Consider the following 20,896-nt stretch of genomic DNA (forward strand, 5'->3'; position numbering starts at 1 on the left):
CACGGCAGTGGGAGGTGGGAGTGTTCAGCAGTGGTTCAGCGGGCGGCCCGTGGAGACGGGTCCTCATCGGGTGTCTGGTGCTCGCGGCGGCGGTCTCCGGATGCGGTCTCCCGGCCGGTGCGGCCCGGTCGGCCGACACCCTCGTCTATGCCGTCGAAACCGAACCGGACTGCCTCGATCCGCAGGTCAGCCCGCTCGACGCCACCGCCGCCCTGGTCCGCAACACCCATGACTCGCTGATCTCCATGGACCGCGGCGGCACCTTCCACCCGTGGCTCGCCGAGCGGTGGACCAGGTCGGCCGACGGTCTCGCGTACACCTTCCGGCTCCGTCCGGGGGTGCGTTTCCACGACGGGACCCGGCTCGGCGCATCGGCGGTACGGGCGACCCTCGACCACGCGGTGAATCCCAAGACCCGGTCCATGTACGCGGCGAGCCTGCTGGAGGGCTACCGGCGGACCGTGGTGGTGGACGAGCTGACGGCCCGCGTCGAACTGGGCCGGCCCAACGCGGCGTTCCTCCAGGCCCTCAGCACCGCCTATCTGGGCATCCAGTCGCCCCGGGCCCTGGCGAAACCGGCAGGTGAGCTGTGCACCCGTCCGGTCGGATCCGGCCCGTACGAGCTGGTCTCCTGGTCGCGCAAGCACAGCATCACGCTGCGCCGCAACCCCGACTACCGGTGGGGGCCCGGCCCCGGGGGCCGCAGCGCGCCGCCGCGGATCGCGGAGATCACGTACCTCTTCGTCGCCGAGCAGTCCGTCCGGCTGGGGCTGCTGACCAGCGGTCAGGCGGACGCGGTGGACAACGTGCCGCCGCGGAACGTCGCCGCGCTGCGGCGCTCCAGCGGCTACGAGGTCCAGCGCACCGACAATCCCGGACTGCCGTGGACGCTGTTCCTCAACCCCAACCGGGGACCGCTGGCGGACGTCCGGGTGCGCCGGGCGCTGACGAAGGCGATCCGGCTGAACGAGCTGGTGGACGCCGTCTACCACGGGCAGCGCACCCGGGCCTTCGGACCGCTCTCCCCCACCACCGTGCACCACGCCGCCGGGACACCCTGGAAGGACGATCCGGAGGAGGCCGCCCGGCTGCTGGACGCGGCGGGCTGGAAGGACCGCGACGGCGACGGCTACCGCGTCAAGGACGGCAAGCGCCTCTCCCTGTTCTGGCCCTACAGCGACTTCCTGGCCCGCGACGGCCGGGACGTGATGGGGCAGGGCATCCAGGCCGAGGCCCGCCGGGCGGGATTCGAGCTCCGCTACACCAGGCTGGACCCCGGGCAGTTCGCCACCCGGGCCGGTTCGGGCGACGCCGACGTTCTCGCGTTCAGCTTCACCCGGGCCGAACCCGACATCCTGCGCCACTACTTCGGTTCCGGAAAGACCGCCGAGAAGGGCGGGTCGAACCTGTTCCGCATCGCCGATCCGGCACTCGACGGCTGGCTGGACCGGGCGATCACCAGCCCCGACGCGGCGGTCAGGGCCACGGCCTACGAGAACGCCCAGCGGTACGTCCTCGACCGGGCGCTGGCCGTTCCGGTGTACGTACCGGCCACCACCGTCGGATACGTCTCGGACCTGCGCGGACTGCGCTGGGACCCCAGCGGCTACCCCGTCTTCCAGGACGCCCTGCGGGAGGACTCGTGAACCCACTGCTGAGATGGCTGGCCCGGCGGCTGCTGCTGGGCGTGCTCGTGGTGCTGGGCGCGGCGTCCGCGGCGTTCGCCGCCCTGCATCTGACGCCGGGCGATCCGGCCGAGGTCATGCTCGGCGGCACGGCGACCTCACCGGCCGCGGTGGCCGAGGTCAGAAAGGACCTGGGGCTGGACCGGCCGCTGGCGGCGCAGTACGCGTCGTTCCTGGGCCGGCTCCTCACCGGCGATCTGGGGACCTCGTACCAACTCCAGCGGCCGGTCACGGAACTGATCTCCGAACAGGCGGCGCCCACCCTCTGGCTCGCGCTGACCGGCTTCGCGCTGGGCTGCGCCTTCGCCCTGCCGCTCGCGGTGGCCACCGCGGGCCGCCGCCCCGGGCTGCGGCGGCTCTCGGCCGCGGTCGAGCTGGTACTCGTCTCCACCCCCGCCTTCTGGGTGGGTGTGCTGCTGCTCGCCCTGCTGTCCTTCCGCTGGCAGCTCTTCCCGGCGGCGGGCGGCGAGGGTGTCCGGGCGCTGGTGCTGCCCGCGGTGACCCTGGCACTGTCCCTGGTCGGGGTGTTCGCACAGGTGCTGCGGGAGTCGATGGAGCACTCCCTCGGCCAGCCGTACGCACTGGCGTCCCGGGCCCGGGGCGCCACGGAGACCGATCTCAGGCTCCGGCACGCGCTGCGGCATTCGCTGGTACCCCTGGTCACCCTGTCGGGCTGGACCATCGGGGCCCTGCTCAGCGGCACCGTGATCATCGAGACGGTCTTCAGCCGTCAGGGTCTCGGTCGGCTGATGACGGCCGCCGTCAACAGCCGTGACCTGCCCGTGGTGACGGGGCTGGTGATCGCGTCCGCCGCCCTGTTCGTCGTCGTCAACATCCTCGTCGACTGGCTGTATCCGGTGATCGACCCACGGCTGAAGGAGGCGGTCGCATGACCACCGCGATCACCGGTACCGGCGCCGAGCCCGCCGCCGTGCGTACGGCGGCCCCGGAGCGCCGCCGCCGGATCCGGGTCCCGCACGCCGGGGCCACGGTCGCCGCCGCCCTGCTGGTCCTGCTGGCCCTCGCCGCCGTCTGGCCGGGGCTGTTCGCCACCCACGCGCCCCACGCGGTGGACCCGATCAGCGCCCTCCGGGGTCCTTCGGGCTCGCATCTGCTGGGCACGGACGAACTGGGCCGGGACGTGTTCAGCCGGCTCGTCCACGGCACCCGGCTCTCCCTACTGCTCGGTCTGGGTGCCACCGCGCTGGCCGCGGTGACGGGCATCCTCCTCGGCGTACTGGCGGCCACCTCGCCCCGGGCCGTCGACGAGGCGATCATGCGCGTCAACGATGTGCTGCTGGCCTTCCCCGGGCTGCTGCTGGCGCTGCTGGTCGTGGCGACCCTCGGCCCCGGCACCCGCAACGCGACGATCGCGATCGGCCTCTCCATGACCCCCGGCTTCATCCGGCTGGCCCGGGCCCAGGCGCTGACGGTGCGGAACGCCGACTATGTGACGGCGTCCCTGGGGCTGGGGGTGCGGCCCTCGGCGGTGTACCGCCGCCATCTGCTGCCCAACGCGATGCCGCCGGTCCTGGTCTTCGCCACGCTGAACGTCGGTACGGCGATCCTCTCCGGATCGGCCCTCAGCTTCCTGGGCCTGGGCCCCCAGCCGCCGACCCCCGAGTGGGGGGCGATGCTCGCGGAGGGCCGCAATTATCTGGACGCCGCGTGGACGGCCGCCGTCTGTCCCGGGCTGCTGATCACGCTGACGGTGGCGGCGATTCACGTCCTGGGCGGGGCCGCCCGGGCCCGAGTGGAAGGGACGGGTCCCCGTGGGACGCACTGACGAGGACGGGCAGGGCACGGCGCCGCTGCTCGTGGTACGGGGGCTGCGGGTGTCGTTCCCGGCCCCGGCGGGCGGCCGGGCGGTCGCGGCCGTACGCGGGGTGGACCTCACCCTGGCGGCCGGTGAATGCCTGGCCGTGGTCGGCGAGTCCGGCTCGGGCAAGACCGTGACCGGGCGGGCCCTGCTGGGCCTCGCGGGTCCGGCGGCGCGGGTGACGGCCGACCGGCACGAGCTGTCGGGCCGGGACGTACGGGAGCTGGACGAGCGCGGTTGGCGGACGCTGCGCGGCCGGCACGCGGGCCTGGTGCCGCAGGACGCGCTGGTATCGCTGGACCCGCTGCGCCGCGTGGGCACCGAGGTGACGGAGGCGCTGCGCACGCACCGGCTGGCCGGCCGCCGGGACCGGCCGGACCGGGCCGTCGGACTGCTGGAGAAGGTGGGGGTGCCGGAGCCCGCGATCCGGGCCCGCCAGTATCCGCACGAGCTGTCGGGCGGTCTGCGGCAGCGTGCGCTGATCGCGGCGGCACTGGCCGCCGGTCCCGGGCTGATCGTCGCCGACGAGCCGACCACGGCCCTGGACGCTACCGTGCAGGCCCGCATCCTGGACCTGCTGGCCGAACGCCGGGACAACGGCGCCGGGGTGCTGCTGATCAGCCACGATCTGGCGGTGGTCGCCAGGCTGGCGGACCGGGTCGCGGTGATGCACCGCGGTGTGGTCGTCGAGGAAGGGCCGGCCCGGCACCTGCTGCGCGCCCCCGCCCACCCGTACACCCGGGATCTGCTGCGCGCGGTGCCCGGATCGGGCACCCGCGGCACCCGGCTGTCGTCCCGCACCGCGCAGGACACCGCGCTGGACACCGCCGTTCCCGGCGAAGCCTGCGGATACGCGGACCGCTGCTCCCTCGCCGTGGAGCAGTGCCGTGCCGGAGAGCCGCCGCTGGTCCGGCTGCGGGGCGACGAGGGTCCGCTGGTGCGCTGCCCCCGCACCGGCGAGCCGTGGCCGGAGCCGGTGACCGTCGCACGCCGGCCGGCACCGTCCGGCGGCGGCCGGGCCGAGGTGCTGACCGCGGAGGCGCTGAACGCGTCCTTCCCCCTGCCCGGCGGAGGGCGGCGGCAGGCCGTGCGCGGGGTGTCGTTCACCCTGTCCGCCGGTGAGACGCTGGGCGTCCTCGGGGAGTCCGGTTCGGGCAAGAGCACCGTGGCGCGGATCCTGATGGGGCTGCTGGAACCGGACGGCGGCCGGGTGACGTTCCTCGGCGAGCCCTGGAGCGGGCTCCGGGAGCGCGAGCGCCGCGGGCGGCGGCGAAGCATCCAGCTGGTGCACCAGGATCCCTTCGGTGCCCTCGACCCCCGCTGGACCGTGCGGCAGGTGGTCGGGGAGGCGTTCGACGTCGCGGGCGTCAGCCGTCCGGGGCGGGCGAAGGAGCGCGAAGGGCAGGTGCGGGAGGTGCTGCGGCAGGTGGGCCTCGACGATGCGGTGCTGCACCGCCGCCCCCGCGACCTCTCCGGCGGCCAGCGGCAGCGGGTGGCCGTCGCCCGGGCGCTGGCGCCCGGGCCCGCGGTCCTGGTCTGCGACGAACCCGTTTCGGCTCTGGACGTCTCCGTACAGGCCCAGGTGCTCGACCTGTTCGCGGACATCCAGGCGTCGACCGATGTGGCCATGGTGTTCATCTCGCACGACATCGGCGTGATCCACCATCTCAGCGACCGGGTGCTGGTCATGCGGGACGGTGCCGTGGTGGAGGAGGGCGCGGCCGACGACGTACTGCTGCGTCCGCGGACCGCCTGGACCCGTGAACTGCTGGACGCCGTACCGCGGGCGGAACACGCATGGCGGGAGCCCCTGGTCCCCTGACGTCCACCGAACCACCCCGGGCCGGAGCTCTACCGCGGCCGAGCCGGGGCCCGAGTCCGACGCACGAGTCCGACGCACGAGTCCGTGTCCGCATCAGAGAGGTCAGCCCATGCCGTCCGCAGCCCCCACGTCCGACGACCGGCAGGTCCGCGTCCTGTCGGCGGCAACGGCCCTGCCGGGGCCGCCGGTGGACAATGCCGCCCTCGCCCGCCGGTTCGGCATGAGCCCCTCCTGGCAGGAGTGGGTCGACGTCTTCATCGGCACCCGCACCCGGCATCTCTCCATCGACCTGGAGACCGACGAACCGCTCTGCACCCTCGCGGACCTCGGCGAGTCCGCCGGACGGCAGGCCCTCGAAGCCGCCGGGCTGGATCCGGGCGCGGTCGATCTGCTGGTCCTGGGCACCGCGACCCCCGATCTGCTGATGCCCACCACCGCCAGTGTCGTCGCCGACCGGCTGGGCATCGACGATCTGCCCGTCTTCCAGCTCCAGTCCGGTTGTACGGGTGCCCTCCAGGCGATGAGCGTGGCGGCGCAGCTGCTGCGTGCCGGGGACCACCGGACCGCCCTGGTGATCGGCGGCGACGTCTGCGCCAGGGCCTTCGACCTCACGGCCGATCTGCGGACGATGCCACCCGAGGAGATGATCAACGCGGTGCTGTTCGGGGACGGCGCGGGTGCGGTGGTCCTGACGACGCTGCCCGTGCCGGGGGCGGTGACGCTGCGCCGGGTCCGTACCCGGCTGGTCGGACTGGGCCGGGAGCCCGGGCAGACCCTGGCCTGGTTCGGCCCCAACGAGCGCGACCGCGGCCTGCCGTCGGTGACGGAGGACTACAAGGCCATCGAGCGGCTCGTCCCGGAGATGGCGGTCGAGGTGTACGGCGAACTCCTCGCCGATCTGGGCTGGGAGGCGGACGAACTGGACTATCTGCTGCCGCCCCAGCTGTCGACCCGGATGACCGGGACGATCATGACGGCGCTCGGCGGAGGCGGCCGGGCGCGGGAGATCAGCTGTGTCACCCGCAGCGGCAACAACGGCAACGGCCTCCCGTTTCTGCAGTTGGAGGAGGTGCTGCCGCTGATGGCGCCCGGGGAACGCGCGCTGGGCATCGCCATCGAGTCCAGCAAGTGGATCAAATCCGGTTTCGCCCTGGAGAGGGAGTGACGTCATGGCCGCGACCCGGGTGGCGCGTGAGCGCCGCCATACCGTCTACTTCCTCAACGCCGTCCGGGACTTCGCGCCGGTCCATCTGGACACCGAGGTCGATATGACCGCCGTCCGGCGCCACCGGCTCACGGCACGGGACGCGGGGCGCCGCTACTCCCCCGTCGCCTATGTGCTCCACGCGGCGGGCCGGGCGCTGGCCGCCCGTCCCGAAGCCAATGCGGCGGTACGGGGCCGGATCTGGCCGCGGCTGGCACGCTACGACTCCGTCGCGGGCAAGCTGGCCCTGGACCGGACGCTCGGCGGGCGGCGCGTGGTGCTGGCCACGGTGATCCCCGGGCTGGAACGGGCGACGCTGGACACGATTCAGCGGCAGATCGACCGGGTCAGGGACGGCGACCCGGACACCCTGCCGGAGTTCGCGGGGGTCCGCAGGCTGCACCGGCTGCCCGCGCTGGTGGCCCCGCTGGCGTACCACGTGGCGACCCGCCGGCTGGCGGGCCGGGACCGGCGCAGCGGAACCTTCTCCGTCAGCTCCCTGGGCCACGGTCCGGTCGACGGCTTCCACTCGGTCGGCGGCACCACGGTGACCCTCGGGGTGGGCCGGATCCTGGACCGGCCGGTGGTCCGTAGCGGAGCGGTGACCGTGGCCCCGGTGCTGCGGCTGAACCTCACCTTCGACCACCGCGTGATCGACGGCGCCGAGGCGACCGATCTGCTGGCCGCCGTCAAGGAGGGGCTGGAGGGTTTCGCGGGCGACGAGGCGACGGACACGGTGGCCGGGGCGAACGGGACGGAAGCCGCCGTACGGGCCACCGGAAGCAGTGCGTCCCGTGCGACCGGCGCCGAAGCCCCGGCCGCACGGCCGGACCGGACCTGACGACACCCGGGAGCAGAACGTGACCGAACACAGCGCACCCCGCACCGATCCGGCCGGCCCCGGCCCCGTACCGGATGCCCGGCCCGTACCACCGCCCGCCAACGACCTCGCGGAGCTGAAGCAGTACGTCGCGGTCCATGCCAAGGCGCAGCGGATCCCGCCCGCGGTCCACGCCGATGTCATGGCCCGGATCAGGACCGACGATCCGGAGGGGCCCGGTTCCTGGGCGTACGAATGGTTCCGCGCCGGTGAGGCGGCGGAGGCCGCGGGGCAGCCGCTGGACGCCTGCCGCGCCTTCACCATGGCCCGCTTCCCGTACGTCGACGGCCCGGCCAGGGCCCGCGCCCTGGAGCGGGCCGCCGCGGCGTTCGACAGCTGGCGGCGCGACGGCACCCCCATCGAACCGCACTCCGTCGAACTCCCCGGGGGCACGGTCCGCTGCTGGACCGCCGGGCTCTCCGCGCGGGAGCCCCGTCCCCTTCTGCTGTTCACGGGCGGCATCGTGAGCACCAAGGAGCAGTGGGCGCCGGTGCTGACCCGGGTGGCGCGGCTCGGGATGGCCGGAGTGGTCACCGAGCTGCCCGGAGCGGGCGAGAACACCCTGGTGTACGGGCCGGAGAGCCCCGCGATGTTCTCGCGGGTGCTGGATTCGGTGGCCGACCGGGCCCAGGTGGACCGGACGTACGCGGTGGCGCTCAGCTTCAGCGGCCATCTCGCGCTGCGCTGCGCCCTCGACGACGGGCGGCTGCGCGGGGTGGCCACGGCCGGGGCACCGGTCCGGAAGTTCTTCACCGAGGCGCTGCCCGGCGGGACCGTACCGGCCGTCACCGTGAACACCCTGGCGCATCTCACCCGTCTGCCGCCCGCCGAGGTGCCCGGCCGGCTGCGGGACTGGGCCCTGTCCGACGCCGAGCTGGCGGCCATCGACATACCCGTCGGTTATCTGGTGAGCCGTCGTGACGAGATCGTGCCGCCGGGCGAGGCGGCGCTGCTGAGGCGTCAGGTGCGGCGGCTCGACGTGGTGGAGAACGACGATGTGCACGGCTCGCCCCGGCACGCGGGAGACACCCCGTTGTGGATGGTGCTGTCGCTGCTGCGGATGCGCGGTGAGCGGAGCGCCCGGCGGGCCGTGGTCTCCGCGCTCTGGCGTACGGCCCGGCTCCGCAGCCGGTGGGCGGCACGGACCGGCTGACCGGCCCGAAACGGGGCTACCGGCAGTTGCTCCGCACCGGCGGGACCCCGGGCGCCCACCGGGGCGGCGCAACCTCCGTATGCTCCGCACCGGTGGGCGCCGGTCTCTGCCTGCCCGGGCCCGGCCGTCGCACGCCACCGGCGAACGGCCCCAGGGGTCGGGCAACGCGCTAGCCGCGTCGGTAGCCGTTCTTTAGAGGAGCGTTGGCCCAGGACACGAGGGTGGTTGCGTGGCCCCCGGGCGTATCGCGCCCCCGGCGGGCCGCCGTTCCTCCCGCCCCGGCCGCCCCCTGTTTCCCGAGGGCAGTGCCGGTCCTTCCCCGATCCGGAGGGCAGTGTCCGTATGGCCAACGAGGACAAGCTCCGCGACTACCTCAGGCGGGTGACCGCCGATCTCCACCAGGCCCGTCTGCGCCTGCGGGAGTACGAGTCCGAGCGTCATGAGCCGATCGCGGTGGTCGGTATCGGCTGCCGGTATCCGGGCGGGGCGGACTCCCCCGAGGCGCTGTGGCAGTTGGTCCGTGACGAGACGGACGCCGTCGGCGGTTTCCCGGCCGACCGCGGCTGGGATCTCGACGCCCTCTACCATCCGGACCCCGACCATCCCGGCACCTCCTACGCCCGGGAGGGCGGGTTCCTCTACGACGCGCACCGGTTCGACGCCGAGTTCTTCGGGATGAGCCCGCGCGAGGCCCTGGCCACCGACCCGCAGCAGCGGCTGCTGCTGGAGACCTCCTGGGAGGCGGTCGAACGCGCCGGGATCAACCCGGTGGCCCTGCGCGGCAGCCGTACCGGAGTCTTCGCCGGGGTCATGTACAACGACTACGCCTCACGGATCACCCGGCCACCGCAGGGCTTCGAGGGGTACATCGGGGCCGGGAGCGCGGGGAGCATCGCCTCGGGCCGGGTGGCCTACACGCTGGGTCTTGAGGGTCCGGCGGTGTCGGTGGACACGGCCTGTTCGTCGTCGCTGGTCGCGATCCACCTCGCGGCCCAGGCCCTGCGGCGCGGGGAATGCACCCTGGCGCTGGCGGGCGGGGTCACCGTCATGGCCACCCCGAACACCTTCGTCGAGTTCAGCCGGCAGCGGGGGCTGGCGCCCGACGGACGGTGCAAGCCCTTCGCGGCCGCCGCAGACGGCACCGGCTGGGCGGAGGGCGTCGGCATGGTGGTGCTGGAGAAGCTGTCCGACGCCCGGCGGAACGGTCATCCGGTGCTGGCGGTGATCCGGGGTTCCGCGATCAACCAGGACGGTGCCAGCAGTCAGCTGACCGCGCCCAACGGCCCCAGCCAGGAGCGGGTGATCCGGCAGGCGCTGGACAGTGCGGGTCTGACGCCCGCCGATGTCGACGCGGTCGAGGCCCACGGCACCGGAACCACCCTCGGCGACCCCATTGAAGCCGGGGCCCTCCACCGCACCTACGGCACCGAACGACCCACCGGCCAACCCCTCTACCTGGGCAGCATCAAATCCAATATCGGCCACACGCAGGCCGCCGCGGGCATCGCAAGCCTCATCAAGATGATCATGGCGATGCGGTACGGAGAGCTCCCCAGGACCCTCCATATCGACGAGCCCACCCCCCACTCCTCCTGGGACGGTTCCCTCCAACTCCTCACCGCCGCCCGGCCCTGGCCCGATACCGACCGGCCCCGACGGGCCGCGGTCTCCTCCTTCGGCATCAGCGGCACCAACGCCCATCTCATCGTCGAACAGCCCCCGGCGACCACCGATGCGGCGGATCCCGCAGACCCGGCAGACCCCCGGAACTCTGAACCGCCGGGTACCGCGGTGCCCGTACCGTGGCTGCTCAGTGCCCGTACCGAACCGGCTCTGCGCGCCCAGGCCGCCCGGCTCCGGGCCCATCTCGACGCCCGTCCCGGACCGGACGACGCCTCCGTCGCCCATGCGCTGGCGGCGACGCGTCCGTCGTTCGTCCGTCGCGCGGCCGTCGTCGGCGGGTCCCGGCAGGAGATCGGCGCGGCGCTGGACGCGCTGGCCCGCGGTGAGCGCGCGCCGGGGGCGGTGCGCGGTACGGCCTTCGCGGGTGAGCACCGGATCGTGTTCCTCTTCTCGGGCCAGGGCAGTCAGCGCCCGGGCATGGGACGCGAACTCCATGCCGCGTTCCCCGTTTTCGCCGATGCCCTCGACGATGTCTGCGGACGCCTCGACCCGCACCTCCCGCGGCCGCTGCGCGAGGTGATGTTCGCCGGTGATCCGGGCGAGGACCCCCTGCTCTCCCGCACCCTGTACACGCAGCCCGCCCTCTTCGCCCTGCAGACCGCGCTGCACCGGCTGCTGGGCTCGTGGGGTGTCCGGCCGGACCGGGTGGCGGGCCACTCGGTCGGGGAGATCGCGGCGGCCCGTGCCGCCGGGCTGATCGGCCTCGACGACGCCTGTGCGCTGGTCGCCGCCCGCGGCAGGCTGATGGACGGGCTTCCCGCGGGCGGCGCCATGCTCTCCGTACGCGCCGGGGAGGAGGCGGTGGCGGCGCTTCTCGACGACGGGCCGTGGGCGGGCGGGGTCTGGCTGGCGGCCGTGAACGGCCCGGAGGCGACCGTGGTGTCCGGGGACGAGTCCGCCGTCGACGCCCTGGCGCTCCACCTGGCGGAGTCGGGTCACCGGACCCGCAGGCTGGCCGTCGCGCGGGCCTTCCACTCGGCGCTGATGGACCCGGTCCTGGACGAGCTGCGGGCGGTCGCGGCGGAGATACGGTTCCGGCCGCCCGCCGTCCCGCTGGTCTCGACCCTCACCGGGCGGCCGGCGGCGTTCGAGGAGCTGGCGTCGCCGGAGTACTGGGTCCGGCAGGCCCGGGAGACGGTCCGGTTCCACCAGGCGGTGACGGCCCTGCGGGAGGACGGGGTGACCGCCTGGGTCGAACTGGGCCCGGACAACACGCTGACGGCGCTCGCCGGGCCCGCCGTGGGCGATACGGCCGTGGTGACGGCCGTACTCGACCGGCGTCTGCCGGAGGCGACGGCGGCCGTGACCGCGGTCGCCCGGCTGCACACGAGCGGTGTGCCCGTCGAAACGGCCGTCCTGGTCCCGGCGCCCTCCGGCCCTCCTTCCGCGTCCGGCGGCGTGGGGGCACCTTCGGTTTCCCTGCCGACGTACCCCTTCCAGCGCACCTCGTACTGGCTGGAGGCCGACGAGCCCGCGGATCTCGCCGCGGCGGGTCTGCGCAGTGCCGGGCATCCGCTGCTCCGCGGGGAGTTGTCGCTGGCCGACGGCGGACGTCAGGTGTTCACGGGCAGGCTGACGCCCGGGGCGCTGCCGTGGCTGGCGGACCATACGGTGGCGGGCACCCCGGTCCTCCCCGGTGCCGCCCTCGTCGAACTGGCCCTGCACGCCGGTGCGGGCGCCGGCTGCGGCACGGTCGAGGAACTGGTCCTGGAGGCGCCCCTGGCCGTACCGGAGGAGGGCTGCCGGATCCAGCTCCTGCTGGAGCCCGCCGACGGGAAGGGCCGCCGGGCGTTCACCGTCCATGCGCACCCCGAGGGCGGCGAAGCCCTGTGGGACCGTCATGCCGCGGGCACGCTCGCCCCGCCCGGCGCCGTACCCACTCCCGCTCCCGCTCCCGGCACCGGTGGTGTTCCCGTGGAGTGGCCGCCGCCGGGCGCGGTTCCCGTCGAGGTGTCCGGGCTGTACGAGCGGCTGCCCGAACGGGGGTACGGCTACGGGCCGTCGTTCCGGGGTCTGCACGCCGTCTGGCGTTCGGGCCGCACCCTCTATGCCGAGGTCCGGCTGCCGGAGGAGGCCCGCGACCGCGCCGGACGGTTTGCCCTGCATCCGGCCCTGCTGGACGCCGCGCTGCACCCCCTCTTCCTGGACGAGGCTGCCGGGGGCGCCGGGGAGGAGCGGCCGGATCGCGTACGCCTGCCGTTCTCCTGGTCGGGTGTGACCCTGCGGGCCGACGGCGCGACCGCGCTGCGGGTACGGATCGGGCCGCACGGCAGCGGCGACGGCACCTGGACCCTGGAGCTGGCGGACGGCGAAGGGCGGCCGGTGGCCGAGGTCGCATCGCTGGCGCTGCACGACGTCCCCGTCGAGCGCATCACGGCCGGTTCCGGCTCCGCCGGGCCGCTGTACGAGGTGCGCTGGCCGTCCCTGGACGGCGTACCGGAGGCATCGGGCGAGGCACCGCCCGCCGTCGTGGACCTCTCCGTCGTGGACCGGGATGTCCTGGCCGCGGCGCCGCCCGGAGTGCCGCTGCCCGATCTGGTGGTGGCCGTCCCTCCTGTGCCCGGGGTGTCCGGCGACGGCACCCTGCCCGGGCGGGTGCGGACGGCCGTCGGCCGGATCCTCGCCTTCGTCGGGGGGTGGCTCGCGGACGACCGCCGCGGGGACAGCACGCTGACACTCCTCACCGGCCTGGCTGTACGGACGGGCCACGAGGCGCCCGGGTCCGGTGCCGACCTGGCGTCGGCGCCGCTGTGGGGGATGCTCCGCTCCGTCCAGAGCGAGCACCCCGGCCGGATCGTTCTCGTCGACGACGACGGGACACCGGCGTCCCGGGCGGTGCTCGGCGCCGCCCTGCGCACCGGGGAACCGCAACTGGCCCTGCGCGGCGGCACCGTCCGGGTGCCGCGGCTGGCCAGGGTCGCCCCCTCGGTCCACGGCACCGGTCCCGGACCCGTATTCGATCCGGACCGTACGGTCCTCGTCACCGGCGGCACCGGAACGCTCGGCGGTCTGGTGGCCCGTCATCTGGTCACGGAGCACGGTGTCCGGCATCTGCTGCTGACCAGCCGCAGCGGCCCGGCCGCGGAGGGCGCCGCCGAACTGCTCGCGGAGCTGGCCGCGCTGGGCGCCGACACCGCGCTCGTCGCCTGCGACACGGCCGACCGGGACGCCGTCGCCGCACTGCTCCGGGACCGCGCGGGGCGGCCGCCGCTGGGGGCCGTGGTGCATACGGCGGGCGTCCTCGACGACGGCGTGTTCGAAAGCCTCACCCCCGAGCGGTTCGACACCGTGCTCCGCGCCAAGGCGGACAGCGCCTGGCATCTTCACGAACTGACCGCGGACGCCGAACTGACGGCGTTCGTCCTGTTCTCGTCGCTCGCGGGCGTCGTGGGCAACGCGGGTCAGGCCGGCTATGCGGCCGCCAACGCCTTCCTCGACGCGCTGGCGGCCGAGCGCCGGGCCGCCGGACTGCCCGGAACCTCCCTGGCCTGGGGCCCCTGGGCCGAACGCAGCGCGATGACCGGCGGGCTGTCGGCGGCGGACCGGCAGCGCGCCCGGCGGTCGGGCGTACTGCCTCTGCCGACGCGGACCGCGCTGGCGCTGTTCGACGCCGCCCTGTCGGCGGACGTACCCCTCGCGGTGCCGGTACGGCTCGACCTCGCGGCCCTCCGCGCGACCGCGCCGGACACCGGGGGGCCGCTGCTGCGCGGTCTCGTCGGGCCGCCGCGCCGCAGGGCGGCCGGGAACGGCACCCCGGCAGCAGCGTCCCTGGCCCCGCTGGACCCGGCGGACCGGCCAGCCGCCCTGATCGACCTCGTACGGGGACAGGTGGCCGAAGTGCTGGGCCATACGGATCCCCAGGCCATCGACACCGAGCGGGCTCTCAGCGAACTCGGCTTCGATTCCCTGACCGCCCTCGAACTCCGCAACCGGCTCAACGAGACGACGGGTCTCCAGCTCCCGGCGACCCTGGTCTTCGACCGTCCGACCGTGGCGGCGCTCGCCGCCGAACTCGCCGCCCGGCTCTCCGGCGCGCCGTCGACCGTCCCCTCCGGCTCCGGCAGACCGGCCGCGACCGCGCTTCCGGCCGACGACGAGCCGATCGCGGTGGTCGGCATCGGCTGCCGGTATCCGGGCGGGGCGGACTCCCCCGAGGCGCTGTGGCGGCTCGTCTCGGAGGGCATCGACGCGGTCGGCGCCTTCCCCGCCGACCGGGGCTGGGACACGGAGCGGCTGTACGACCCCGATCCGGACCGGACCGGGCACACGTATGTACGCGAGGGCGGGTTCCTCTACGACGCGCACCGGTTCGACGCCGAGTTCTTCGGGATGAGCCCGCGCGAGGCCCTGGCCACCGACCCGCAGCAGCGGCTGCTGCTGGAGACCTCCTGGGAGGCGATCGAACGCGCCGGGATCAACCCGGCGGCCCTGCGCGGCAGCCGTACCGGAGTCTTCGCCGGGGTCATGTACAACGACTACGCCTCACGGATGCTGTTCCCGGCCGAGACACCGGAGGAGGTCGAGGGGTATCTCGGCTACGGCAGTGCGGGCAGCGTCGCGTCCGGCCGCGTGGCCTACGCCCTCGGTCTTGAAGGTCCGGCGGTGTCGGTGGACACGGCCTGTTCGTCGTCGCTGGTCGCGATCCACCTCGCGGCCCAGGCGCTGCGTCGCGGCGAATGCACCCTCGCCCTCGCGGGGGGTGTCACCGTCATGGCCACCCCGGCGACTTTCATCGAGTTCAGCCGGCAGCGGGGGCTGGCGCCCGACGGACGGTGCAAACCCTTCGCGGCGGCCGCCGACGGCACCGGCTGGGGCGAGGGGGTCGGAGTCGTCGTCCTCGAACGCCTCTCGGAGGCACGCCGGAACGGTCATCCGGTGCTGGCGGTGATCCGGGGTTCCGCGATCAACCAGGACGGTGCGTCGAACGGCCTCACCTCACCCAACGGCCCCGCGCAGGAACGCGTCATCCGCCAGGCACTGGAGAGTGCGGGACTGACCCCCGCCGATGTCGACGCCGTCGAAGCCCACGGCACGGGAACCACCCTCGGCGACCCCATCGAAGCCCAGGCCCTCCACCACACCTACGGCACCGACCGGCCCGCCGACCGGCCTCTCTACCTGGGCAGTATCAAATCCAATATCGGCCACACGCAGGCCGCCGCGGGCATCGCAAGCCTCATCAAAATGACCATGGCCATGCACCACGGGCGCCTGCCGGAGACCCTCCATATCGACGAACCCAGTCCGCACACCCCCTGGGACGGCTCCCTCCAACTCCTCACCACCGCGCAGGACTGGCCCGACACCGGCCGACCGCGACGCGCCGCCGTCTCCTCCTTCGGCATCAGCGGCACCAACGCCCACCTCATCCTCGAACAACCCCCCACCGAAGAACCCGAACCGGCGGATCCGGTGGCGGCGGTGCCGTGGATGTTCTCCGCGCAGTCGGAAGGCGCACTGCGGGAAGTCGCCGTACGGCTCCAGACCATGCTGGCCGACGATCCGGACACGGACATCGCAGCGGTCAGCCGGTCGCTCGCGGTGTCCCGGGCGCAACTGCCGCACCGTGCCGTCGTCGTGGGCGAGGACCGGGCGGAACTCCTCACCGGGCTGGGGGTGGTGGGCCGGGGTGGTGAGGCGGCGAATGTGGTCAGGGGGACCGCGGCGTCACGTCCGCTGACCGTGTTCGTCTTCCCGGGCCAGGGCTCCCAGTGGCCCGGAATGGCCCGCGAACTCCTCGACACCCAGCCGGTCTTCGCGGAACATCTCACCGCCTGCCACCACGCCCTCGCGCCCCACACCGACTGGTCACTCCTGGACCTCATCAACACCACCGACACCGCACCCGACCTCGACCGCACCGACGTCGTCCAACCCGCACTCTTCGCCGTCATGGTCTCCCTCGCCCGCCTCTGGCAACACCACGGCATCCACCCCGACGCCGTCATCGGCCACTCCCAGGGCGAAATCGCCGCAGCCCACATCGCCGGCGCCCTCACCCTCCACGACGCCGCAAAAATCGCCGCTCTGCGCAGCAAGGCCCTCACTTCCCTGGCGGGTACGGGAGGGATGGCGTCCGTACCTCTCCCGGCCGAAGAGGTGGCCGAGCGGCTGCTCCCGTACGGGTCCGCCCTGTCCGTCGCGGCTACGAACAGCCCGGTCTCCACCGTGGTATCCGGGGATGCCGGGGCCGTCGCGGACTTCGTGGAGGCGTGCAAGGCGGACCGGATCCGGGCGCGCACCATTCCGGTGGACTACGCGTCCCACTCACCTCATGTCGACGGGATCCGCGACGAGCTGCTGCACCTGCTGGAGGGGGTGGTGCCGGAGCACCCCTCCATCCCGTTCTACTCCACCCTCACCGGAACCCTCCTCACCCCCCACACCCCCCTCAACCCCACCTACTGGTACGACAACCTCCGCCACCCCGTCCACTTCCACCAAGCCCTCACCCACCTCACCACCCACCACCCAAGCCAACCCCTCCACACCATCGAAATCAGCCCCCACCCCATCCTCACCCCCGCCATCCACGACACCCACCCCACAACCACCACCACCCACACCCTCCACCGCAAACACCCCAACCACACCACCTACCTCACCAACCTCGCCCACACCTGGACCCACGGCACCCCCACCACCTGGCACCCCACCCACACCGGAACAGCCAGCACCAGCACCAGCACCAGCACCCACACCCCGACACCCCACACCCCCCTCCCCACCTACCCCTTCCAACACCACACCTACTGGCTCACCCCCACACCACCCACCACCCCCACAACCCCCACCACCCAACCCAACCCCCACCCCATCCTCACCACCAAAACCACCCTCGCCACCGACCACCACCTCTACACCGGAACCATCACCCCCACACCCACCCCTGGACCACCCACCACACCATCCTCAACACACCCCTCCTCCCCGGCACCACCCACCTCGAACTCGCCCACCACATCGGCACCCAACACCACACCCCCCACATCAACGAACTCACCCTCCACACCCCCACACCCACCCACCCCCACCAACCCACCCACCTCCAAGCACACCTCACACCCCCCAACCCCCAAGGCCACCGCACCCTCACCATCCACACCACCACCAACCCCCACACCACCCCCTGGACCCACCACGCCACCGCCACCCTCACCCCCACACCCACCACCACACCACCACCCACACCCCCACCACCTGGCCACCACCCCACACCACACCCCTCAACCTCACCCACCACTACCCCACCCTCCACACCCACGGATACACCTACGGACCCACCCTCCAAGGACTCACCCAAGCCCACCAACACCCCAACGGCACCCTCTACGCCCACACCCAACAACACCCCACCACCCACACCACAAACCACCACCACACCCTCCACCCCACACTCCTCGACACCACCCTCCACCTCCTCCCGCTCAGCGGTCCCGAACCGGACCCGGAGCTGATCCGGATCCCGTTCGCCTGGAAGAACGTGCAGTTCTTCGCCACCGGTGTCACCGAGCTACGGGTGCAGTGCATTCCGCGTGACGACGATTCGGTGTCGCTCTGGCTCACGGACACCTCCGGCGCCCCGGTGCTGTATGCCGAGGAGTTGAGCGTCCGTACGGTCTCCCGGGCCCGGCTCGCGCGTACGCTCGGCGCCTCGGACGGAGCCGGGGACGGGCTCTACCGGCTGGACTGGGAGGCGCTGCCCCCGGCCCGGGGCACGGTGCGGGCCCGGCGGTACGCGATCATCGGTCCCGCGGATCGCGGCGAGCCGCTGCGCCGGGCGCTGGCCTCGTCGGGCGGCCGGGTTGACGTCTACCCGGATCCGGCGGATCTGACCGATGCCCTCGATACGGGCGCGCCCGTACCCGATACAGTGCTGGCCCTCCCCTCGCCCGTACCGCCGTCCGGGACCGTTTCCGTGCCCGACGCGGTACGCGCTCTCGCGCACCGGACGCTGGAGCTGCTCCAGGCCTGGACGGCCGACGAACGGCTGGCCGCGACGGTACTGGCCGTGACGACCGGGGGCGCGGTGGCGGCCCGCCCCGGCGAGACGGTCACCGACCCGGGCGAAGCCGCTCTCTGGGGTCTGCTGCGTTCGGCACAGGCCGAACATCCGGGTGCCTTCGCCCTGCTCGACCTGGACGGCTCCGGGGATTCGCTGAGGGCACTGCCCGCGGCTGTCGCCGCGATCCGGGACGCCGACGAGCCGCAGCTCGCCGTACGGGAGGGCGCCTTGTTCGTCCCCAGGCTGGCGCCCGCAGCGGACGGCGACGCCCTGACCGTGCCGGACGGTCCCGATGCGGATGCCTGGGTGCTCGACGCCCGGCCCCGGGGCACGCTGGAGAATCTGGCGCTGAGGCCGTCGACCGCGGCCGGCGCGGAACTGGAGCCGGGGCAGATCCGGGTCTCCGTCCGCGCGGCCGGACTGAACTTCCGGGACGTCCTGATCGCGCTGGACATGTATCCGGGCAACGCGCCGATCGGCAGCGAGGCCGCGGGCGTGGTCCGGGAGGTCGGCTCCGATGTGACGGACCTGCGGCCCGGCGACCGGGTGTTCGGGCTGTTCCCCGGCGGTGTCGGCCCGGTGGCGGTGACCGACCGCCGGCTGGTGGCGCGGATTCCGGAGGGCTGGTCGTTCCCGCAGGCCGCGGTGGTTCCCGTGGTGTATCTGACCGCCTACTACGGGCTGGCCGATCTGGCGGCGCTCGGCGCGGGCGAATCGGTGCTGATCCACGCCGCGGCCGGCGGGGTGGGACTGGCCGCGATGCAGTTGGCGCGCCACTGGGGTGCCGAGGTGTACGGGACGGCGAGCCGTGGCAAGTGGGAGCTGCTCCGGCAGGCCGGGCTGCCGCCGGAGCGGATCGCGTCGTCGCGGGACACGGAGTTCGCCGACGCGTTCCTGGCGGCCACCGGCGGCCGCGGCATGGACGTCGTCCTCAACTCGCTGGCCGGGGAGTTCGTCGACGCGTCGCTGCGGCTGCTGCCGCGCGGCGGCCGTTTCGTCGAGATGGGCAAGCTGGACGTCCGTGACGCGGAGGAGACGGCGCGGCAGAATCCCGGGGTCCGGTACCGGCAGTTCGACATGGTGGAGGCCGGTCCTGAGCGGATCCGGGAGATGCTGGCGGAGATCCTGGCGCTGTTCGACACGGGTGCCCTGCAGCCACTGCCGGTCACTGCCTGGCCTGCGGCGAGTGCCTTGGAGGCGTTCCGCCATCTGGGCCAGGCGCGGCACGTCGGGAAGGTGGCACTGCGGGTGCCGCGGCCGCTGGACCCTCAGGGGACGGTGCTGATCACGGGAGGTACCGGCACGCTCGGCAGCCTTCTCGCCCGCCACCTCGTCACCGAACACCACATCACCCACCTCCACCTCGTCAGCCGCACCGGACCCGACACCCCCACCGCCCAAAACCTCCACACCGAACTCACCCGACTCGGCGCTCACATCACCATCACCGCCTGCGACACCGCCGACCCCCAAGCACTCCACCACCTCCTCACCACCATCCCCACCGAACACCCCCTCACCGCCGTCGTCCACGCCGCCGGGGTGCTCAGCGATGCGACGGTGACGTCGATGACGGAGGAGCAGCTCGACACGGTGCTCCGGTCGAAGGTGGATGCGGCGTGGCATCTGCACGAGTTGACGGCCGGTGCGGATCTCGCGGCGTTCGTGCTGTTCTCTTCGGCCGCGGGCACGCTGGGCGGGCCCGGTCAGGCGAACTACGCGGCCGGGAACGCGTTCCTGGACGCGCTGGCCCGGCAGCGGTCCCGGGCCGGTCTTCCGGCTTCGTCCGTGGTGTGGGGTCTGTGGGAGGACTCCAGTGGGATGACGGGCCATCTGACGGAGGGTGATGTACGGCGGCTGGGCCGGGGCGGGCTGCGGCCCCTGTCGTCGGCGGATGGCCTGGCGATGTTCGATGCGGCGCTGAGGTCGGCGGAGCCGGTGCTTGTCGCGGCCCGGATCGACGCCGGGGCGTTCGCGGCCGGAAACGGCATCGGCGGGGTTCCGGTGGTGCTGCGTTCGCTGGTACGGACGGATCCCGCCGCTCCCGTGGGCGGGTCCCGGCCGGGTCCGGAGCCCGGGGCCGGCCCTTCGCTGTCCGAGCGGCTGGCCGGGCTGACGGAGGCCGAGGCGGACGATGTCGTACTGGAGCTGATCCGGGAACAGGTGGCCGTCGTTCTGGGGCATCGGGGGTCCGATGCCGTACCGGCCGAGGAGGCGTTCAAGGATCTGGGCTTCGACTCGCTGACCGCCGTGGAGCTGCGCAATCGGCTCGGTGCGGCAACCGGTCTTGCGTTGGCGTCGACGCTGGTGTTCGACCATCCCACGCCGCAGGCCCTGGCGGAGCACGTCCGTTCCCGGATTGCCGCCACGGCTGTGGAGGAGGGGGCGGTACGGGAGGCGGGAGCGCCCGTACTGGCGGAGATCGAAGGGCTCGCGCGCACGCTCTTCGCGCTGTCCTCCCGGTCCCCCGAAGACCCGGACGGTGTCGAGGAGCGGCTACGGCAGCTGCTGCGCGACTGGCAGGAGCGCACCCGCCCCGCCGAGCGGGCGGACGATCTCTCATCGGCCTCCGACGACGATCTGTTCGAGGCGCTGGACCACGAATTCGGCACGGCCTGACCGGCCGGACCACGGACGTAACCGAG

8 protein-coding genes and 2 pseudogenes are annotated in these 20,896 nt (G+C 73.5%); all 10 read left to right on the forward strand.

Annotated elements, in window-relative coordinates:
- The first annotated feature begins 20 nt into the window (after positions 1–20).
- The 10 genes and pseudogenes from B7R87_RS01300 (at position 21) to B7R87_RS33345 (ending at position 20,870) form a co-directional block, all read left to right on the forward strand.
- Positions 21–1,646 carry an ABC transporter substrate-binding protein gene (locus tag B7R87_RS01300; protein WP_130585414.1) on the forward strand — a complete coding sequence of 542 codons (1,626 nt, stop codon included), beginning with the start codon at positions 21–23 and terminating at the stop codon, positions 1,644–1,646.
- Positions 1,643–2,578 (forward strand): ABC transporter permease, encoded by a 936-nt coding sequence (locus tag B7R87_RS01305; protein ID WP_006350928.1) that lies wholly within the window; start codon positions 1,643–1,645, stop codon positions 2,576–2,578. Before B7R87_RS01300 ends, B7R87_RS01305 begins: the two co-directional genes overlap by 4 nt.
- Complete coding sequence (locus B7R87_RS01310; RefSeq protein WP_130585415.1) at positions 2,575–3,471, forward strand: ABC transporter permease; 897 nt, start codon at positions 2,575–2,577, stop codon at positions 3,469–3,471. Before B7R87_RS01305 ends, B7R87_RS01310 begins: the two co-directional genes overlap by 4 nt.
- On the forward strand, positions 3,458–5,326 hold the full coding sequence (locus tag B7R87_RS01315) for a dipeptide ABC transporter ATP-binding protein (RefSeq protein WP_130585416.1): 1,869 nt from the start codon (positions 3,458–3,460) through the stop codon (positions 5,324–5,326). Before B7R87_RS01310 ends, B7R87_RS01315 begins: the two co-directional genes overlap by 14 nt.
- Positions 5,327–5,435: 109 nt before the next feature.
- The gene (locus B7R87_RS01320) at positions 5,436–6,491 is read left to right on the forward strand and encodes a 3-oxoacyl-ACP synthase III family protein (protein ID WP_006350926.1); all 1,056 of its coding nucleotides are present in this window, start codon (positions 5,436–5,438) and stop codon (positions 6,489–6,491) included.
- 4 nt (positions 6,492–6,495) lie between these two features.
- Positions 6,496–7,371 carry a 2-oxo acid dehydrogenase subunit E2 gene (locus B7R87_RS01325; RefSeq protein WP_006350925.1) on the forward strand — a complete coding sequence of 292 codons (876 nt, stop codon included), beginning with the start codon at positions 6,496–6,498 and terminating at the stop codon, positions 7,369–7,371.
- 19 nt (positions 7,372–7,390) lie between these two features.
- Complete coding sequence (locus B7R87_RS01330; RefSeq protein WP_198965069.1) at positions 7,391–8,563, forward strand: alpha/beta fold hydrolase; 1,173 nt, start codon at positions 7,391–7,393, stop codon at positions 8,561–8,563.
- Positions 8,564–8,905: 342 nt separating this feature from the next.
- Positions 8,906–16,879: pseudogene (locus B7R87_RS01335) on the forward strand (type I polyketide synthase); the annotation flags it as partial.
- A 275-nt stretch (positions 16,880–17,154) separates the two neighbouring features.
- Positions 17,155–17,292: pseudogene (locus tag B7R87_RS34250) on the forward strand (hypothetical protein); the annotation flags it as partial.
- Between the two features lie 83 nt (positions 17,293–17,375).
- On the forward strand, positions 17,376–20,870 hold the full coding sequence (locus tag B7R87_RS33345) for an SDR family NAD(P)-dependent oxidoreductase (RefSeq protein WP_332903366.1): 3,495 nt from the start codon (positions 17,376–17,378) through the stop codon (positions 20,868–20,870).
- The last annotated feature ends 26 nt before the right edge of the window (positions 20,871–20,896 follow it).

Origin of the sequence: Streptomyces tsukubensis, assembly GCF_003932715.1 — a bacterium.
GTDB lineage: Bacteria > Actinomycetota > Actinomycetes > Streptomycetales > Streptomycetaceae > Streptomyces > Streptomyces tsukubensis.